Source organism: Burkholderia sp. PAMC 26561 (assembly GCF_001557535.2).
Taxonomy (GTDB): domain Bacteria; phylum Pseudomonadota; class Gammaproteobacteria; order Burkholderiales; family Burkholderiaceae; genus Caballeronia.
The window spans coordinates 176,717-192,208 of the sequence record NZ_CP014306.1 but is presented as its reverse complement, the minus strand read 5'-3'; the positions used below and the strand labels follow the sequence as shown (position 1 = coordinate 192,208).

Below are 15,492 nucleotides of genomic sequence, written 5' to 3'. Positions count from 1 at the left end.
ATAAGAGTCACGCCCATGCCGTTCAATTTCCCGATCTTCCTGACGTGGCTGCGAATCGTGCTGATTCCGCTCGTCGTGGGCGTCTTCTATTTGCCGGACGTGATGATGAGCCCGGACCATCGCAACCTGGTCGGCATGGTGATCTTCGTGCTCGCCGCGCTGACCGACTGGTTCGACGGCTATCTGGCGCGCAAGCTCAACCAGACATCGGCGTTCGGCGCGTTTCTCGACCCCGTCGCCGACAAGCTCATGGTCACGGCCGCGCTGCTGATCCTCGTGCAACTGATGCGGCTGAACGCGGTGATTGCGCTGGTGATCGTGGGGCGTGAGATCACCATTTCCGCGTTGCGTGAATGGATGGCGCAGATCGGGGCGTCGAAGAGCGTTGCCGTGAATTCGCTGGGCAAGTTCAAGACCGTTTGCCAGATGGTCGCGATCCCCATGCTGCTCTTCTATGGGCCGCTGAAGATATCGGGTACGCCTATCGTTATCGATACACGCATGTGGGGTCTCTGGCTGATCTATGTTGCTGCATTCCTCACCGTATGGTCGATGCTCTATTACATGAAGCTCGCCTGGCCGCAAATACGCGAGCGCGGCGGCATGCTTTAACCTGTGTACGAGATGGTTGATTGCAGTTAAAAGTGATGGGGCGCATACAAAGCTCTTGACACCAAAGTTGGGGTTCTCCATAATCTCGTTTCTGTCGGATGCACGCGAAACAAGACATCGCAACGCAGCGTCTGATGAAGTACAAAAGCAGTAATTTGGCAGAAGAAGTCGGCAAGATGCGGGAGTAGCTCAGCTGGTAGAGCGCAACCTTGCCAAGGTTGAGGTCGCGAGTTCGAGCCTCGTCTCCCGCTCCAGATTCAGAGGTCGTCGGCAATGGTAAGTCGACGACTGGCAGTAGATTGCAAGGCAAGATGCGGGAGTAGCTCAGCTGGTAGAGCGCAACCTTGCCAAGGTTGAGGTCGCGAGTTCGAGCCTCGTCTCCCGCTCCATTAAAAGGGGAAGCAAAGCTTCCCTTTTTGTTTGGTGGCCCGGATCAATGTACTGCTCGGATGGGTTTGCCAGGCACGGTACGTTTCATGTAGCTCCCGCTTCTGGCGCGATAGCAAAGCGGTTATGCAGCGGCCTGCAAAGCCGTTTAGGCCGGTTCGACTCCGGCTCGCGCCTCCAGGATTCAAAAGAAAAAAGCCCTGACTTGGTCGGGGCTTTTTCTTTTGGCATTTGCTATACATGGCTCATTCGGCATCGAAACTTATTCAGGTGTATCCATGACCGACCTCAATCCGGAATTCAAATGGCAGTGGGCTGCATTCAGTGAGCTTGGCGCACGCGATGTCTACACCATGCTCGCTGCCCGCAGCGAGGTGTTCGTGATCGAGCAGCAGTGCTTGTATGCGGATATGGACGGTCAGGATCCCGATGCATGGCATCTGCTTGTCCATAGCCAGAAGGCCAACCCTGAACTGGCCGGTTATCTGCGCGTTCTGCCGCCGGATGAACCCGGCGTCGCGGCGAATGCCGACGTGCGCATCGGCCGTGTCCTCACGCGGGCGCCGTTTCGCGGTATCGGACTCGGTCAGGCGATGCTCGAACGCACGCTTACGCATATCGAAGCGCAATGGCCCGGGCACGCAACCCGTCTGCACGCGCAAGCTCATCTGCAGCGCTTCTACGGAAGCTTCGGCTTCGAGCCCATCTCGGATATCCATCTCGACGACGACATCCCGCATATCTGGATGCGTCGTGTAATGTCAAGACGCTAGGATGTCGAATCGATCACGCGCCGTACATCGGCCGTGATGTTTTCGATGGGATCGGTCTCGGTCGCGAGCAGGCGCGCGTGGCCGTGGGTATCGAAGATATAGACAGCCGAGCTGTGCGTCACGTCGTATGCGCCCGACGGATCGCGCTTCTCCATCTGGTAAGCCACGCGATACCGCTTCGCAAGCCCTTCGATTGCCCCATCCGTGCCCGTCAGGCCGATCGCATGTTCCGCGTCGAACGCACGCACGTACTCGTGCAGCGCGGCGGCGGTATCACGGGCCGGATCGACGGTGATGAACGCAATACGCGTGTTCCTGGCGTCGGGGCCGAGTTGCTGCAGGACCTGCATCAGCCGCGCCATGGTCTCCGGACAAACGTCCGGGCAGTGCGTGTAGCCGAAATAAACCAGCGTCGTTTTCCCAGCGAACGACTGCCCGGTGGCGGGTTTGCCCGTATCGTCGGTGAGATTGAAGTCAAGGTCGGGGAGATGGCCGGTGACATCGGCGAGCTTCCAGGGCGCCGCGTCGTGATGCGAGCACGCGGTGAGGGATGCGCTGAAAACCAGCGCGGCAAGCAGGGCGGATACGCGGCCTGCGCGATGAAACCGGAACCAGGAAAGCATTTTGCGACTCGGACAAAGTGGAACATCAAGGCGGCAGATCAGCCACGTACGGCCGATGTACGAACAACGCAGGACAACCCGCGTTTGATTCGTCACAAGATGTTTCGTGACGCCATGCGGGGCCGACTTTATCTCAGAATAGAGGCCTTCGCCGCGAGACTGTGATTCCACGCACGCTTTCGTGGCGATTTGCCGCACATCATGGGATCGTGGCGCGCGGGTTTATCGAAGCAATTTGCAAGATTCGAGTGCACGGTATCGGGTGTTCGTTCGTTATGCAGTGCATCCATGCCGCTTTCTCCCAAGGGCGTTCCCGTTTTGGGCGTACCGAACAGGCCGACAAGCGCTTTGACATGCGCACACTTTCCCGGCCGTTCCCGGCTAAAAAGGCAGATATCGATGCAAAACCTTCCTGAAAAACTTCCACTCGCCGAGACTGCTTTTTTCTTCGATTTCGACGGCACGCTCGTCGAACTGGCTTCCACGCCTGACGGCGTCGTCGTGTCGCCAGCAGTGGCGCCGATCCTGACCGCGCTGCGCCGCGCGACCAACGGCGCGGTGGCGATCGTGTCGGGGCGTGGTATCGACAGCATCGACTCGTTTTTGAAGATGCCTGACATCCCCGTCGCCGGTCTTCATGGCGCGGAGCGCCGGGACTCGAATGCGGATGTGCATCGCGTGGGTTTCAACGACGAACGCCTGATGCGCATGGAACACGTGCTCGAAGGCGTGATGAAGGCGAATCCCGGCATGCTGCTGGAGATCAAGGGCGCGGCGCTCGCGCTGCATTATCGCAACGCGCCGGAGCGCGGCCCGGCGGCGCGCGAGGCGACGGAACAACTTGTCGCGCAATACGCCGACGCTTACGTATTGCAGCCCGGCAAGATGGTCTACGAGATCAAGCCGAAGGACGTCGATAAAGGCCGCGCGGTGCGCGCTTTCCTCGATGAACCGCCGTTCACGGGACGCCGGCCGGTGTTTATCGGCGACGACCTGACGGACGAGAAGGGCTTTGCGGTCGTGAACGAGCGCGACGGTCTGTCGATCAAGGTCGGCGCCGGCGATACGCTCGCGCATGCGCGCGTCGATTCGGTCAGTGCTTTGATTGATTGGCTGCAAAACATAGCCGGTATTCAGGGCTTGCGCTCGTGAGTCGCCTGATCATTGTTTCGAACCGCGTTGCGCCGATCTCGGAAGGCGGACCGGCGGCGGGGGGGCTTGCCGTCGGCGTCTACGACGCGTTGAAGGAAACCGGCGGCATGTGGTTCGGCTGGAGCGGCGACGTGGTGGCTGAACCACCCGAAGGCATCAAGCTGGAGGAGCGCGGGCGCGTGACGTTTGCGACCATCGGACTGGCGCAGCGCGATTACGACCAGTACTACCGCGGGTTTTCGAACGCGACGCTGTGGCCGGCGTTTCATTACCGGCCGGATCTGATCCAGTTCGATCGCGATGAATTCGACGGCTATTGCCGCGTGAACCGGTGGCTTGCGAAGCAACTCGCGCCGCTGCTGAGACCCGACGACGTCATCTGGGTCCACGACTATCACCTGATTCCGTTTGCGCAGGCATTGCGCGACGAGGGCGTGACAAACCGCATCGGGTTCTTCTTGCACATCCCGTTTCCGGCGGCGCAGGTGTTGCTGAGCGTGCCGCGTCATCGTGTCCTGGCGGAAGCATTGTGTTCCTACGACCTTCTCGGTTTCCAGACCGCGCCGGATCTGCGCGCGTTTTGCGATTACATCGAAACGGAGGCGAACGGCACGGTCACGCGCATCGCGGGCGAGCCGAACGCGGTGAGCGCGTTCGGCAAGACGCTGCGGGCGGGTGCTTACCCGATCGGCGTATATCCCGATGAGATCGCCTCGCTCGCCAAGGACGGCGAAAGCGGGCGCGAAGTGCAGACGGTGAAGACCACGCTGCGTGACCGCAAGCTGATCATGAGCGTGGACCGGCTGGATTATTCGAAGGGTCTCGTCGAGCGGTTTCGTGCGTTCGAGAAATTGCTGGAACGCGAGCCTGCGCAGCGCAACAACGTGTCGTTCGTACAGATCGCACCGCCTACACGTGCCGACATGGACACGTACAAGGACATCCGCCTGCAGCTCGAAGCGGAATCGGGGCGCATCAACGGCCGGTACGCCGAACTGGACTGGACGCCGATCCGGTATATCCATCGGCAATATGAGCGGCCTGTACTCGCTGCGCTGTTTCATGCGTCGCACGTCGGGTTCGTCACGCCTTTACGCGACGGCATGAATCTGGTGGCGAAGGAATACGTGGCGGCGCAGGACCCGGACGATCCCGGCGTGCTGGTGTTGTCGCAGTTTGCCGGCGCGGCGCAGGAATTGAACGGCGCGCTCATTGTGAATCCGCTCGATATCGCCGGCATGGCCGACGCATTGGCCGCAGCGCTCGCCATGCCGCTGGCCGAACGCAGGGCCCGTCACGCCGAGATGTTCACGCAGCTCCGCGAGAACAACGTCTCCGTCTGGCGCGACAACTTCATGCGCGACCTGCAGGCTTGAGGTGCAAAAAAGCCGCTTCGGTATTGGCACCGAAGCGGCTTTTCAACTGGCTGAACGGCTGATTACGTCTGTTCGGCCTTCGCCGCGATCTGCTGCGACGGCATGGTGGTCGGCGGCAACTTCCCATGCTGCTTGGACAACAATTCCCGATACAAACCCGGACGATCCCGCAATTGCTGCGGCGAACCGTCATCGATCACCTTGCCCGCGCTCATCACGATAATCCGGTCGAAGCCCTGCAGCGTCGACAAACGGTGCGCAATCGCGATCACCGTGCGGCCGACCATCAGCCGGTCGAGCGCCTGCTGAATCGCTTCTTCCGATGAGCTGTCGAGCGCGGACGTGGCTTCATCGAGCAGAAGAATGGGTGCGTTCTTCAGGATCGCGCGCGCGATGGCGATCCGTTGGCGCTGGCCGCCCGACAACTTCACGCCACGATCGCCAACGATGGTATCGAACCCTTCAGGCATCGCTTCGATGAAATCGGTGCAGCGCGCTTCACGAGCAGCCGCAAGCACTTCCTCGCGCGTTGCATCGGGCCGCCCATATGCCAGGTTTTCATACACGGTGCGGTGGAACAGCGAAATATCCTGCGGTACGAGCGCAATCGACATGCGCAGACTGTCCTGGGTGATCAGTGAGATATCTTGTCCGTCGACCTTGATCGCGCCGCCTTGCGCTTCGTAGAAGCGCTGCAGCAGGGCGAGCACCGTCGATTTACCCGCACCCGACTTGCCGATTAGCCCGACGCGCTGACCCGGTTCAATGTGAAGATTGAATTTATCGAGGATAGGACGGCGGCGCGGATATGCGAACGTCACTTCCTCAAAGTCGACACGTCCGCCTTGCGGCACGAGTTCAGCCGCGTCCGACCGGTCGGGCATGCCGTGCGGCTCGAGCAGCGTTTGAACTGCTTCGGAAAGGCGCGCGACGTGCTGCGTCACGTCCACCAGCGCCACGGCCAGGTCTCGCGTGCCGTGAAGAATGGTGAAGCCGAGCGAGCTGACCAGCACGATGTCACCGGACGTCGCCTGGCCTTTCGACCACAGCCACAATGCCCAGCCAAGCAGTCCGGCGGACAGGATCGCCGTTACGACCGCGTGGAAAAGGCGCAACTTCTCCAGGTACAGCAAGCTTTGCTGGCGCGCGACCATTTCGGCCTTGACCGTCGAACCGAAGCGCTTTTGTTCGCGAAACGTCATGCCGAACGCACGCACGAGCGCCATGTTGCCGATGACATCCACGAGTTCGCCGTCGACCGACGCCGCTTTCGATGCAAATGTGTGATGCCGGGCCGAGCCGCGCCCGGCCAGCCGATACAGCACGAACGCGAGAATGGCGGACGCGAGCATCAGGCCGCCGGCCATCAACGGATTCACGGCGATGATCATGAAAATGGCGCCGATCACCGCAATGCAAGGCGGCAACACGTTCCACGCCATGGTGTTTTCGGCGGTATAGATCGCGTTCGATGTCGCCGTGATACGGCTCGCGAGCATGCCGGGCTGTTTCTCGGAGAAATAGGTGGGGGAGTGACCGCTCAGGTAGGAGAACAGATCGCGCCTCAAGTCGCCCGTGACAATGACGAATGCGTGCGCGCCGACCCAGCCGCCGACCCGCCACAGAAGGTTGTCGGCGGCGATCAGGCCGACCAGGATCATGAAGGCCGCCCAGAGCGGGCCGGGATGACCGCGGCCCTGGCCGAGCACATCGATCAGATGCTTGATCGCGTACTGCGAGGCGAGCGCGCAGCCGACAGCGGCCAGCACGCTGACCAGTACGATGGTGTGAGCGACAGGGTGCCGGCGGATGTAACGAAACAGGAACGCGAGCGGGCGATGCGCATAGCTCGCTAGCTTGGCGTTGTGTACGTTACGCTGAGAAACGGTGAGTTGGTCCAATTGGTCGTTTTAGGTCGAGTAGAGCGGTTGAGCGCGGTGCCTTGCCGTGGTCACAAGCAAGGCGCGTCGGGCAGTCCTCCGGGCGTCCAATGCAGCAATCCAGACAAACGCCGGGCCGCGACGATTATTGAATTGTAGCCAGTGTAACGAGCCAAATCCCCTCGCGTAGTCCTTTCCGTGGCACTTATCCATCAGAACTGAAGCAATTTCAGCGAAAGCGGTCCGCCTTGACGGATTTCTATGCCTGCCGATAGGCGGCCCCACACCCTGGATCGCCGCGCAAATGACTTGCTGCCGTTTGCCATACATCGGGCGAATGACTGCTGCTTCAGCCAGTTACTTCCTGCAACTTCCTGCGGAGGGTTGGAGCACGTTGCGGACCCGCTGTGGGCGAAAACGCTTTGAGAATCCATTGAAGGAGTTCATGGCCGGCCGCGTCGGCGTCACGGGTTTGATCGCACCGCAACGGTCTGCTTTTGGGTCTCGCTCCAAAGGGTACTGCGGCGTGTTCGTACAATGTAGAACAGCCTTGGAAAACAAGGGTTTGCAAAGTGTATCGACGCTGTAACAACCTAAATAAGTTGAAATGTCGACTTGAAAGCTGTGCAAAAACCGCGATACTTCGTGCGGGTTTGCCCTAGGATTTTTTGACAGGTAGTTGTAGGTTCCGGTCAACGGCCCCGCAGGTCGTGCGTTTATCGCTAGGTGCGCCAGATTTACGAGATGGACCTGATCTTGCTTTTTTGGGTCATCCTCCGAAACAGACGTTCGCAGCAACAGGGCGGGAGGGCTCAAGCCCGAAACACCCAAGCAACAGCGAAGCATCGCGATTTTTTCTCGTGCTTTCGGCCATTCCGCTGGAGAACCAGCACCGCGCCGAGCCCGGGTGGGCGATTCGCTTGATCAACATGACCGATGCCAAGCGCATCAATTTGCCTGACATTATTAGGAGTTTTCGACATGCGAATCGCTCAAATCGCGCCTCTCCACGAAGCCGTCCCCCCGAAGTTTTATGGCGGCACGGAGCGCGTGGTGTCCTATCTGACCGAAGCCCTCGTTGAAGCCGGTCACGACGTCACGCTGTTCGCGAGCGGTGATTCGCAAACGTCGGCAAAGCTCGAAGCGTTCTGGCCGCAGGCGCTGCGCCTCGACCCGACCATCCGCGACACGATGGCGCCGCACATGCTGCTGCTGGAAGAAGTGCGCCGCCGTGCTGATGAATTCGATGTGCTGCATTTTCACATCGACTATTACCCGTTCTCGCTGTTCTCGCGCCAGCCGGTGCCTTTCCTGACGACCATGCACGGCCGTCTCGACTTGCCGGAACTGCAGCCGATCTTCAGTACGTTCAATGAAGCGCCGGTCGTCTCGATCTCGGACAACCAGCGCCAGCCGTTGCCGCAAGCCAACTGGCTCTCGACGGTGTATCACGGGCTGCCGGAAAACCTGCTGACGCCGGTCCCCAACGTGGAGCCGGGCTATCTTGCGTTCCTCGGCCGTATCTCGCCGGAAAAGCGCGTTGACCGGGCGATTCGGATTGCCGGCGCAGCGGGCATGAAGATCAAGATCGCTGCAAAAATCGATAACGCCGACCGTGCTTATTACGAAGAGCAGATCAAGCCGCTTTTCGCGCTGCCGCACGTCGAATACATCGGTGAAATCAACGAGCAGCAAAAGACCGAATTTCTCGGCAACGCCCACGCGCTGCTGTTCCCGATCGATTGGCCGGAGCCGTTTGGCTTGGTGATGATCGAAGCGATGGCGTGCGGGACGCCGGTGATTGCGTTCAATCGCGGGTCGGTGCCGGAAGTGATCGAAAACGGCGTATCGGGTTTTGTGGTGGAAGACGAACTCAGCGCGATCGCCGCCGTGAAGCGTCTCCATACGCTGCCGCGCGCCAAGGTGCGTCAGGCGTTTGAAACGCGTTTCTCCTCGAAAGTGATGGCCGCGCGTTACGTCCAGACGTACGAAGAGCTGTTGCGCTCGAAGCGCCGCACGGTACTGCGCGAAGTCAACGCCAGCTAAAACGCGCTTTTACGCGTCACCCAACAACGCCCCGTGCGCCGTCAGGCGCACGGGGCGTTGTTGTTTTGACACACTGCAAGGCCAAGCTGGGAAGGGTTATCGGCGGCTTGGAGGGGCAAGCCTCATGGTGGCTTCGACATTCTCCATATAATGTGCTGAATTCGCCAAAAAGAGACGCAATTGGCGGATCTGGATAGTTGAACGTGGAGTTCCAGCAAGGATCAAATCGCGCGCTGGCAGAACAAATGAAACGTGCGGACGAGGACAGTCGTGAACAGGAGCGAAGTTTTGGTGAGAACGAAGCAGAGTAGCGCGAGGGGGGCACCCGCCGTGACTATCGCCGGCGCCGGCACCGTGTTCGCGCTGCGGGCGATCGGGCTCGTTCTCGTTGCGCGCTGGATGTTCTCCATGTCGCAGATGGGTTATTTCTCATCCATGCGCGCGATGACTTCATCGCCCTGGGCGTGCATCAACCTCGTGTTGTTATTTCTGTTGCTTTTTCTCCCGGGCGCACGCGCGCGTGCTGAACGGCCGCTGCATCCGTTGCCGCAATGGTTGCGGCAGGCATTGCGTTTTCTTGCGCTGCTGAGTTTCGTATTTGCGGTCTGGTCGGTCGGCTTTTTTACGTGGACTGCCGGCTGGAAGAACGCTGTCCACGCCCTCGCGGAGACCAACGGCTGGCTGCTCGTCGCGCCCGCGCTTTATGCCGTGGTGCTGTGGATTTGCCGCCCGCGCGCGCTCTGGCGTTCGAACTTCGCGGCGCGGCGCTTTGCAATTGGCCGGTACGCTATTTCCATCGATAACACCACCCGCACCGCCGTGGTCTGGGCGGAAAGTCGCAAGCTCGGCCAGTACGATGCGCGGGAGTTATCGGTGAAGTGGCCCGAGAGTTTCAGGACATCCGAGACCGTGGCCGCCGCGGCTCCGGCCAAGCGCGGTTTGTTTGGACGCAGAGCCCGCGCCAAGATGGAATTGCTGTGGAATTCGCCCGCAGCAGCCGGACATAATCGCAAGACCGTGTTCCGCACGCCGCTCGGCAGCGAAGGTGACCGGAAAGCGGCGCGGGCGCTCGAAGCGTTGCTGGGTCAGTTGGGTCAAAGCCTCGGCTAGCGAGCTTGACGTGAGCTCTCTGGCCGTACCTACTCGGAGGGGACCGCATGCTCGCTCGCTGGTGTCTCGCAGCCATTCATTTGCTGGCGTTTGGATTCGCGCTCGCGGCGGTCTTCGGCCGGGCAAGAGCGTTACGCCAGCTCGATCCCGCTAGTTCAACCGGCGCCAATTCCACGCGCCTCAAACAGGTTTTCCGCGCCGATAACATCTGGGGCATCACTGCGCTCATCCTGCTGGTGACGGGCGCCGCGCGCGCGTTCGGCGGTTTCGAAAAAGGCAGTGCTTATTATTTGCACGAGCCGCTTTTCCACCTGAAGATGACGGCGCTCGTACTGATCCTTCTGATTGAAATCTCGCCAATGATCGCATTGATCAAATGGCGCTTGGCCGTCGGCCGTGGCACGCCAATCGATCTCGTGAAGGCACGCAGGTTCGCCGCGATAAGCGACGCCGAAGGTGGCTTGATCATCGTGATGGTGATCGCGGCAACGGGAATGGCGCGAGGGATTTGGGCGGGGTAGGTTGCGTACGCGCCATATCCGATGTGCCTGAAGCTCAGCTATCGCGCGGACGATGAGTTTTATCCCGATTCGGCAGATTCTTTGCGACACAAAGTCACGTGTTTTGGCGTTTTATTGCCTGAAGAAGCCGATACACTTGCAGGCTGTGTTTAGTCCGGCTGTCATCCTTGGCTCGATCGCCGACTACATCGACCTTTCGATCGAAAATCCCTGACTCTTGGCCTGGAAGATTCAGCCCATGGTAGCCATGCGTCGAAATATGACCGCGCTGAGGTCGGCAGCGTGACTGCTGTGGTGAAATCATCTGGAATTCTCGGCGTCTGCCAGAACCGAGCGAACCACCTCTGACAATCAGGACACCGTATCAAAAAAACCCGCCGTACGCTGCGGTTGTCCAGCAGGCGCGCGCAGCCGACTTATCCGAGAATGCATACCACTTCTTGCAACACCCCCGTCCTCTCGCGCATGCCACTGGACGAGATTGAAACATTGTATGACCAGGCCGCCGAAGCGCGCCGAAGCGGTGATATCGCCAAGGCGCAAGCTGCCGTCGATAGAATCCTCGAGCAGGATTCAGGGCGTGCCGGCGCCCTTTATTTGCGCGGGCTGCTGGCGCGCGATTCCGACCAGTTAGAAGCAGCGCAAAGGTGGATCGAGCGCGCGTTGGAAATCAATCCTCATCCGGATTTCTACACCACGCTGTGCGACATTCAACTCGACTCGAGGGCTTACGCCAGTGCGCTGCAAACAGCCAAGCAAGGTCTCGCTCTCCAGCCCGACTCGATCGAGATGCGCTTCTGCGAAGCGGGAGCACTGTTCCTGCAAGGGTTTGTCGACGACGCGGCCATCAGCTATCGCAAGCTGCTCGCGCTCGAACCGGACAACGTGCAGGTGCTCGCCAACCTTGCCCTTGTTTCAGCGGATCTGGACGCCTTGGAGGACGCCGAGCGGCTTTTCCGGCGGGCCATCGAGCTGGCACCGGATTTTCTCAGTGCGCGCGGTCATCTTGCAACGGTCCTGTTGGCAACCGGACGTTACGACGAAGGGTGGCGCCATTACGAAGATCGCTGGGCTAATTTCGTCCAGGCGGATGGAAGCCTGTCGACAGACGCACGCCCGCGAGTTTCACTCCCGCAATGGCGGGGTGAACGTCCGGAGCTGGGCTTTCACGCAGAACATTCCCCCGAACGCGGAGTACGTCTGCTGGTCGTTCCGGAGCAAGGTAACGGCGATAGTCTGCAGTTTGTCCGCTACCTGCCTTTGGCGCTGGAGCGCTTTTCGCAGGTCGGCTTCATTTGCCCTCCCGCCTTGCGCCGCGTGTTTGAAGAGTCGCTCTGTCCGCGCTGGCCGGGCCTTGTCATGCTTGACTATGGGCTTCCCGACCTCGACCACTGGGACTTATACAGCCCCATGATGTCATTGCCGATGGCGTTCGGCACCTGTCTCGACAACATCCCGGCCGACATACCTTATCTCTTTGCCGATCCCGCACGCGCGGCTTCATGGAGTGCCAGGCTCGCTGCGTTACCTGAGCCCGGATTGCCGCGCGTCGGTGTGGTCTGGGCAGGCGGCCATTCGGGCATGATCGAAGATAAATGGCGCAGCTTGGCACCTGCCCAATTCGCGCCGCTGCTCGCAATGCCCGGCATCCGCTGGGTCAGCCTGCAAAAATCCGATAACCCTTCGAAGCGCGCAGACGTCGCCAGCAAGGCGAGGCTGATCGACTGGATGGATGACATCACAGACTTTGCGGACACCGCTGCCTTGATCGAGAATCTCGACTTGGTGATTGCCGTCGATACGTCAGTGGCGCATCTGGCCGCAGCGATGGGCAAGCCGGTATGGCTGCTTAACCGTTTTGCCGGTTGCTGGCGCTGGTTGCGTAATCGGGATGACAGCCCGTGGTATCCCACCGTGCGTCTGTTCAACCAGCGGCAGAAGGGCGACTGGGACGAGGTGCTGACGCAGATCGCTACGGCCTTGCAACAGCAACTTGCACTCGATAATGGCCTCTTACATGCTCCGGGGAGCGGACATCTTCAAGTCGGCAAGGAACCAGTCAGTATTCAACTCGATTTGAATATGTGATTTTCAGCCAATAACATAGTTTTGGATAAGGATTGCCATAATAATTCCGAAAACAATTCCCAAGGCTCTTCCTTGAATAATCGCGGTGACGTCTTGGTCGAGGAGAAACGGGTCGCGTCGGCTGCTCCAGACGGTTTTTAATAACACGGGACGTGTTATCAGCGTAAGTGCGGCGATGACTGCCGAAACAAGGATTTGATGCAGCGAGTGTAATCGGGCGAGAATTGAAAACGAATCGACGAGAAATCCTATTGCCAACGCTATGACGGTGGTTACGAGAGCACCAAAGAACAGGCCGCCCATGAATTTGTTGACTGAGTCGTTGGAGTCCACTTGAAACCTCATCGAGTTAGTTTGTCCAGTTTGATGAACAATTGTTTTATTAACCTGATTCAATCTGGCGTTTTTAAAAAAATGCTTTATCTGCGACGCGAGCCGCGTTAATTTTCGAAATCAAATTGAATCAGCGAGTGTAAATTTAATAAGGTAGGGTGGATATCGGCGCAATCTGAAACGCGATGGGACAATTCCGAGCCGCACTTTGAGATCGGTCAATGAATGGCGGGCCGGCATCGAAGTCTGATTGTGGGGATGGCATCAGCGTGATGCGGCGTGAGCGATGCAAAGCAGGTGCGCGAATAAAAAAAGGCCCTCAAGCTTTCGCCTGAGGGCCTTTTCTACGCGATGCAAATTCAACCGCGAAATCCTGGTGGGTGGTACAGGGATTGAACCTGTGACCCCTGCCGTGTGAAGGCAGTGCTCTACCGCTGAGCTAACCACCCGAAGAGCTTTGGATTATGTCAGAGCTTCGCCGTTTCGTAAAGAGAATCTTCCGGCGCTTCAATAATTCGGGTCCCGTTTCAAGGCGCCGCCGAAACCTCGACACCAACAACCGTTTCGATTCTCCAAACGCTGGTCCCTTTGACTGCTTTGTCCAGGTCATCGAGTGCGGCGAGATGCGCACTCAGTTCTTCCTCCGATGCGAGCAGCACCGGCAACTGCAGATCATCCAGCGCGATACGCGGCGCATGACCCGGCCCGGACGTCGGCATTTCGCCAAGCATGTCGATGACGAGGCTTTCCTGACCGCGCGTCATCGCCAGATAAACTTCCGCGAGCAACTCCGAGTCGAGCAGGGCGCCATGCAGCGTCCGGTGCGCGTTGCTGATGCCAAACCGGTCGCACAATGCATCGAGCGAATTGCGCTTGCCGGGGAACATCTGCTTCGCGTTCACCAGTGTGTCGATCACGCCGCCGCAGACTTCCTTCACGCAAGGCATGCCGAGAAGGGCGAACTCGACGTCCATGAAACCAACGTCGAACGGTGCGTTATGGATGATCAGCTCGGCGCCTGCCACGAAGTCGCGCAGCTCATGCGCGATGTCCGCGAACTTGGGTTTATCGCTGAGAAATTCCGTAGTGAGGCCGTGCACCGCGAGCGCGCCCGGATCGCTGTCGCGCCCCGGATTCACGTAGAAGTGCAGGTTGTTACCGGTCAGCCGTCGATTCACAAGCTCGACGCAGCCAATTTCAATAATACGGTCGCCCGTGCGGGCGTTGAGGCCGGTTGTTTCGGTGTCGAGTACGAGTTGGCGCATGGAGATAGAAAGTTAGCCTTCGGCGAGTGAAGTCACGCCGCGATTTGCGAGCGCATCGGCACGTTCATTTTCCGGATGGCCGGCGTGGCCTTTCACCCAGCGCCATTCGATCTGGTGCTGGACCACGAGTGCATCGAGCCGTTTCCAGAGATCCGCGTTCTTGACGGGCGTTTTCGCTGCCGTCATCCAGTTCTTCTTTTTCCAGCCATGGATCCATTCGCTGATGCCTTTCTGCACATATTGCGAATCGGTGTGGATCACGACCCGGCACGGACGCTTCAGTGCCTCGAGCGCGGAAATCACGCCCATCAGCTCCATGCGGTTGTTGGTCGTCGGCGTCTCGCCGCCGAACAACTCCTTTTCCTGGTCGCCGAAGCGCAACAGCGCGCCCCAGCCGCCCGGGCCGGGATTGCCCTTGCAGGCACCGTCCGTGTAGATATCGATTACTTTGTCTGTGGAATTCAAGGTCATCAATGCTCGTTGCGTGTGTGCGGCGTGGCGACCGGGGCCAGGCCCGGTGCGAGGGCGGGTTTTTTCAGCTTGCGAGGCCCGATCAGGCGCATGCCGCGCACGCGCTTGATGGCGGTGATCATGTAGGCCGCGCCAAATATGGGCCACCAGCGGTCTCCTGCGGCTTCCATGAACTGATAGCGCGCAAGCCACTGATCAGTCAGCAGCGGCGGACGATAGCAGCCGAAGCGCCCGCGTTCAAGATCGAATCCAAGCAACTTGATCCAGTCCTTGATCCGCGTGAACGCGATCATTTCATGCGCCGACGGCACGAACGGCCTGCCGGCGACCTTGCCGAGCGATTGCCGCGCGCCCCACAAACTGAGCGAATTGAAGCCGAGAATGATCAACTGGCCCTCGGGCATCAGCACGCGTTCGGCCTCGCGCAACAGCCTGTGCGGATCACTCGTGAATTCAAGCGTATGCGGCATCACGAGCAGATCCACGCTCTGCGCCTCGAACGGCAAGTCCAGCAGGTCGCACCATACGGCGCTGCGGCCCGAGGGCGCGTGCAAACCGCGGCTCGCCGATGGCAGCGCGGTCACGCCCGGCCGTGCATCGGCGGAAATGGCGGGCGGCAGTGTGAAAGGCGCGCTCGCGGCGCTGGCGGTATCGAGCACGAGGCCGCGATACGGCATGCGATTCTCCCGCAGCGCGTCGAGCCCGGGCAGGCCCAGTTGCAGGGCGTGATAGCCGAAAATATCCGATACCACGCGGTCGAGCTGCGCCTGCTCCCAGTCGAGCACGTAGCGGCCGGGCGCAGAAACGGTCCAGGCGGGCCAGTCTATAATCGTTCGCTCTGACATGTTCGGGTGA

General features: G+C 59.7%; 14 protein-coding genes and 4 tRNA genes. 11 read left to right on the top strand and 7 right to left on the bottom strand.

The features are described 5' to 3' along the window. The first annotated feature begins 15 nt into the window (after window positions 1-15). The 5 genes from pgsA (at window position 16) to AXG89_RS00950 (ending at window position 1,772) form a co-directional block, all read left to right on the top strand. On the top strand, window positions 16-612 hold the full coding sequence (pgsA, locus tag AXG89_RS00970) for a CDP-diacylglycerol--glycerol-3-phosphate 3-phosphatidyltransferase (protein ID WP_061999931.1): 597 nt from the start codon (window positions 16-18) through the stop codon (window positions 610-612). A gap of 178 nt (window positions 613-790) precedes the next feature. Next, window positions 791-866: transfer RNA gene (locus tag AXG89_RS00965), tRNA-Gly, on the top strand. 59 nt (window positions 867-925) lie between these two features. Continuing rightward, window positions 926-1,001, top strand: a tRNA-Gly gene (locus tag AXG89_RS00960). A 104-nt stretch (window positions 1,002-1,105) separates the two neighbouring features. Beyond that, window positions 1,106-1,179 (top strand) — tRNA-Cys (locus AXG89_RS00955). A 98-nt stretch (window positions 1,180-1,277) separates the two neighbouring features. After that, entirely contained in the window at window positions 1,278-1,772 is a 495-nt protein-coding gene (locus AXG89_RS00950; RefSeq protein ID WP_062167220.1) for a GNAT family N-acetyltransferase, read from the top strand. Here AXG89_RS00950 and AXG89_RS00945 read toward each other — a convergent pair. Then, window positions 1,769-2,395, bottom strand: coding sequence for an SCO family protein (locus AXG89_RS00945; RefSeq protein WP_062170172.1), 627 nt, complete (start codon window positions 2,393-2,395; stop codon window positions 1,769-1,771). The genes AXG89_RS00950 and AXG89_RS00945 overlap by 4 nt on opposite strands. Before the next feature lie 399 nt (window positions 2,396-2,794). Here AXG89_RS00945 and otsB point away from each other — a divergent pair, with 399 nt between their 5' ends. Together otsB and otsA are read left to right on the top strand one after the other, a co-directional pair. Continuing rightward, on the top strand, window positions 2,795-3,547 hold the full coding sequence (gene otsB / locus AXG89_RS00940) for a trehalose-phosphatase (RefSeq protein ID WP_062167218.1): 753 nt from the start codon (window positions 2,795-2,797) through the stop codon (window positions 3,545-3,547). Beyond that, complete coding sequence (gene otsA / locus AXG89_RS00935) at window positions 3,544-4,923, top strand: alpha,alpha-trehalose-phosphate synthase (UDP-forming) (RefSeq protein ID WP_062167217.1); 1,380 nt, start codon at window positions 3,544-3,546, stop codon at window positions 4,921-4,923. The genes otsB and otsA overlap by 4 nt, the downstream gene beginning before the upstream one ends. Before the next feature lie 62 nt (window positions 4,924-4,985). Here the strand turns inward: otsA and AXG89_RS00930 are convergent, their stop codons facing one another. After that, complete coding sequence (locus AXG89_RS00930; protein WP_061999927.1) at window positions 4,986-6,824, bottom strand: ABC transporter ATP-binding protein; 1,839 nt, start codon at window positions 6,822-6,824, stop codon at window positions 4,986-4,988. Between the two features lie 960 nt (window positions 6,825-7,784). On the opposite strand from AXG89_RS00930, the gene AXG89_RS00925 reads away from it, so the two are divergent. From AXG89_RS00925 to AXG89_RS00910, 4 genes are all read left to right on the top strand, one after another. Continuing rightward, entirely contained in the window at window positions 7,785-8,849 is a 1,065-nt protein-coding gene (locus AXG89_RS00925; protein WP_062167216.1) for a glycosyltransferase family 4 protein, read from the top strand. A 288-nt stretch (window positions 8,850-9,137) separates the two neighbouring features. After that, window positions 9,138-9,959: a hypothetical protein gene (locus AXG89_RS00920; protein ID WP_062167214.1), complete on the top strand. Its 822-nt coding sequence runs from the start codon at window positions 9,138-9,140 to the stop codon at window positions 9,957-9,959. A gap of 47 nt (window positions 9,960-10,006) precedes the next feature. Then, on the top strand, window positions 10,007-10,480 hold the full coding sequence (locus AXG89_RS00915) for a DUF2214 family protein (protein WP_062167212.1): 474 nt from the start codon (window positions 10,007-10,009) through the stop codon (window positions 10,478-10,480). 465 nt (window positions 10,481-10,945) lie between these two features. After that, window positions 10,946-12,568, top strand: a complete 1,623-nt coding sequence (locus AXG89_RS00910; protein WP_069638332.1) for a tetratricopeptide repeat protein — start codon at window positions 10,946-10,948, stop codon at window positions 12,566-12,568. Window positions 12,569-12,571: 3 nt separating this feature from the next. On the opposite strand, the gene AXG89_RS00905 is transcribed toward AXG89_RS00910, so the two are convergent. The 5 genes from AXG89_RS00905 to AXG89_RS00885 all read right to left on the bottom strand — a co-directional run bounded on the left by AXG89_RS00905 (window position 12,572) and on the right by AXG89_RS00885 (window position 15,482). Continuing rightward, the gene (locus tag AXG89_RS00905) at window positions 12,572-12,901 is read right to left on the bottom strand and encodes a hypothetical protein (protein ID WP_162915987.1); all 330 of its coding nucleotides are present in this window, start codon (window positions 12,899-12,901) and stop codon (window positions 12,572-12,574) included. A gap of 374 nt (window positions 12,902-13,275) precedes the next feature. Beyond that, a tRNA-Val gene (locus AXG89_RS00900) sits at window positions 13,276-13,350 on the bottom strand. 78 nt (window positions 13,351-13,428) lie between these two features. Beyond that, entirely contained in the window at window positions 13,429-14,166 is a 738-nt protein-coding gene (gene dnaQ / locus AXG89_RS00895) for a DNA polymerase III subunit epsilon (protein ID WP_062167208.1), read from the bottom strand. A 12-nt stretch (window positions 14,167-14,178) separates the two neighbouring features. Then, complete coding sequence (gene rnhA, locus AXG89_RS00890) at window positions 14,179-14,637, bottom strand: ribonuclease HI (protein ID WP_062167206.1); 459 nt, start codon at window positions 14,635-14,637, stop codon at window positions 14,179-14,181. Next, window positions 14,637-15,482 (bottom strand): class I SAM-dependent methyltransferase, encoded by an 846-nt coding sequence (locus AXG89_RS00885; protein WP_056354262.1) that lies wholly within the window; start codon window positions 15,480-15,482, stop codon window positions 14,637-14,639. The genes rnhA and AXG89_RS00885 overlap by 1 nt, the downstream gene beginning before the upstream one ends. Window positions 15,483-15,492 lie beyond the last annotated feature (10 nt).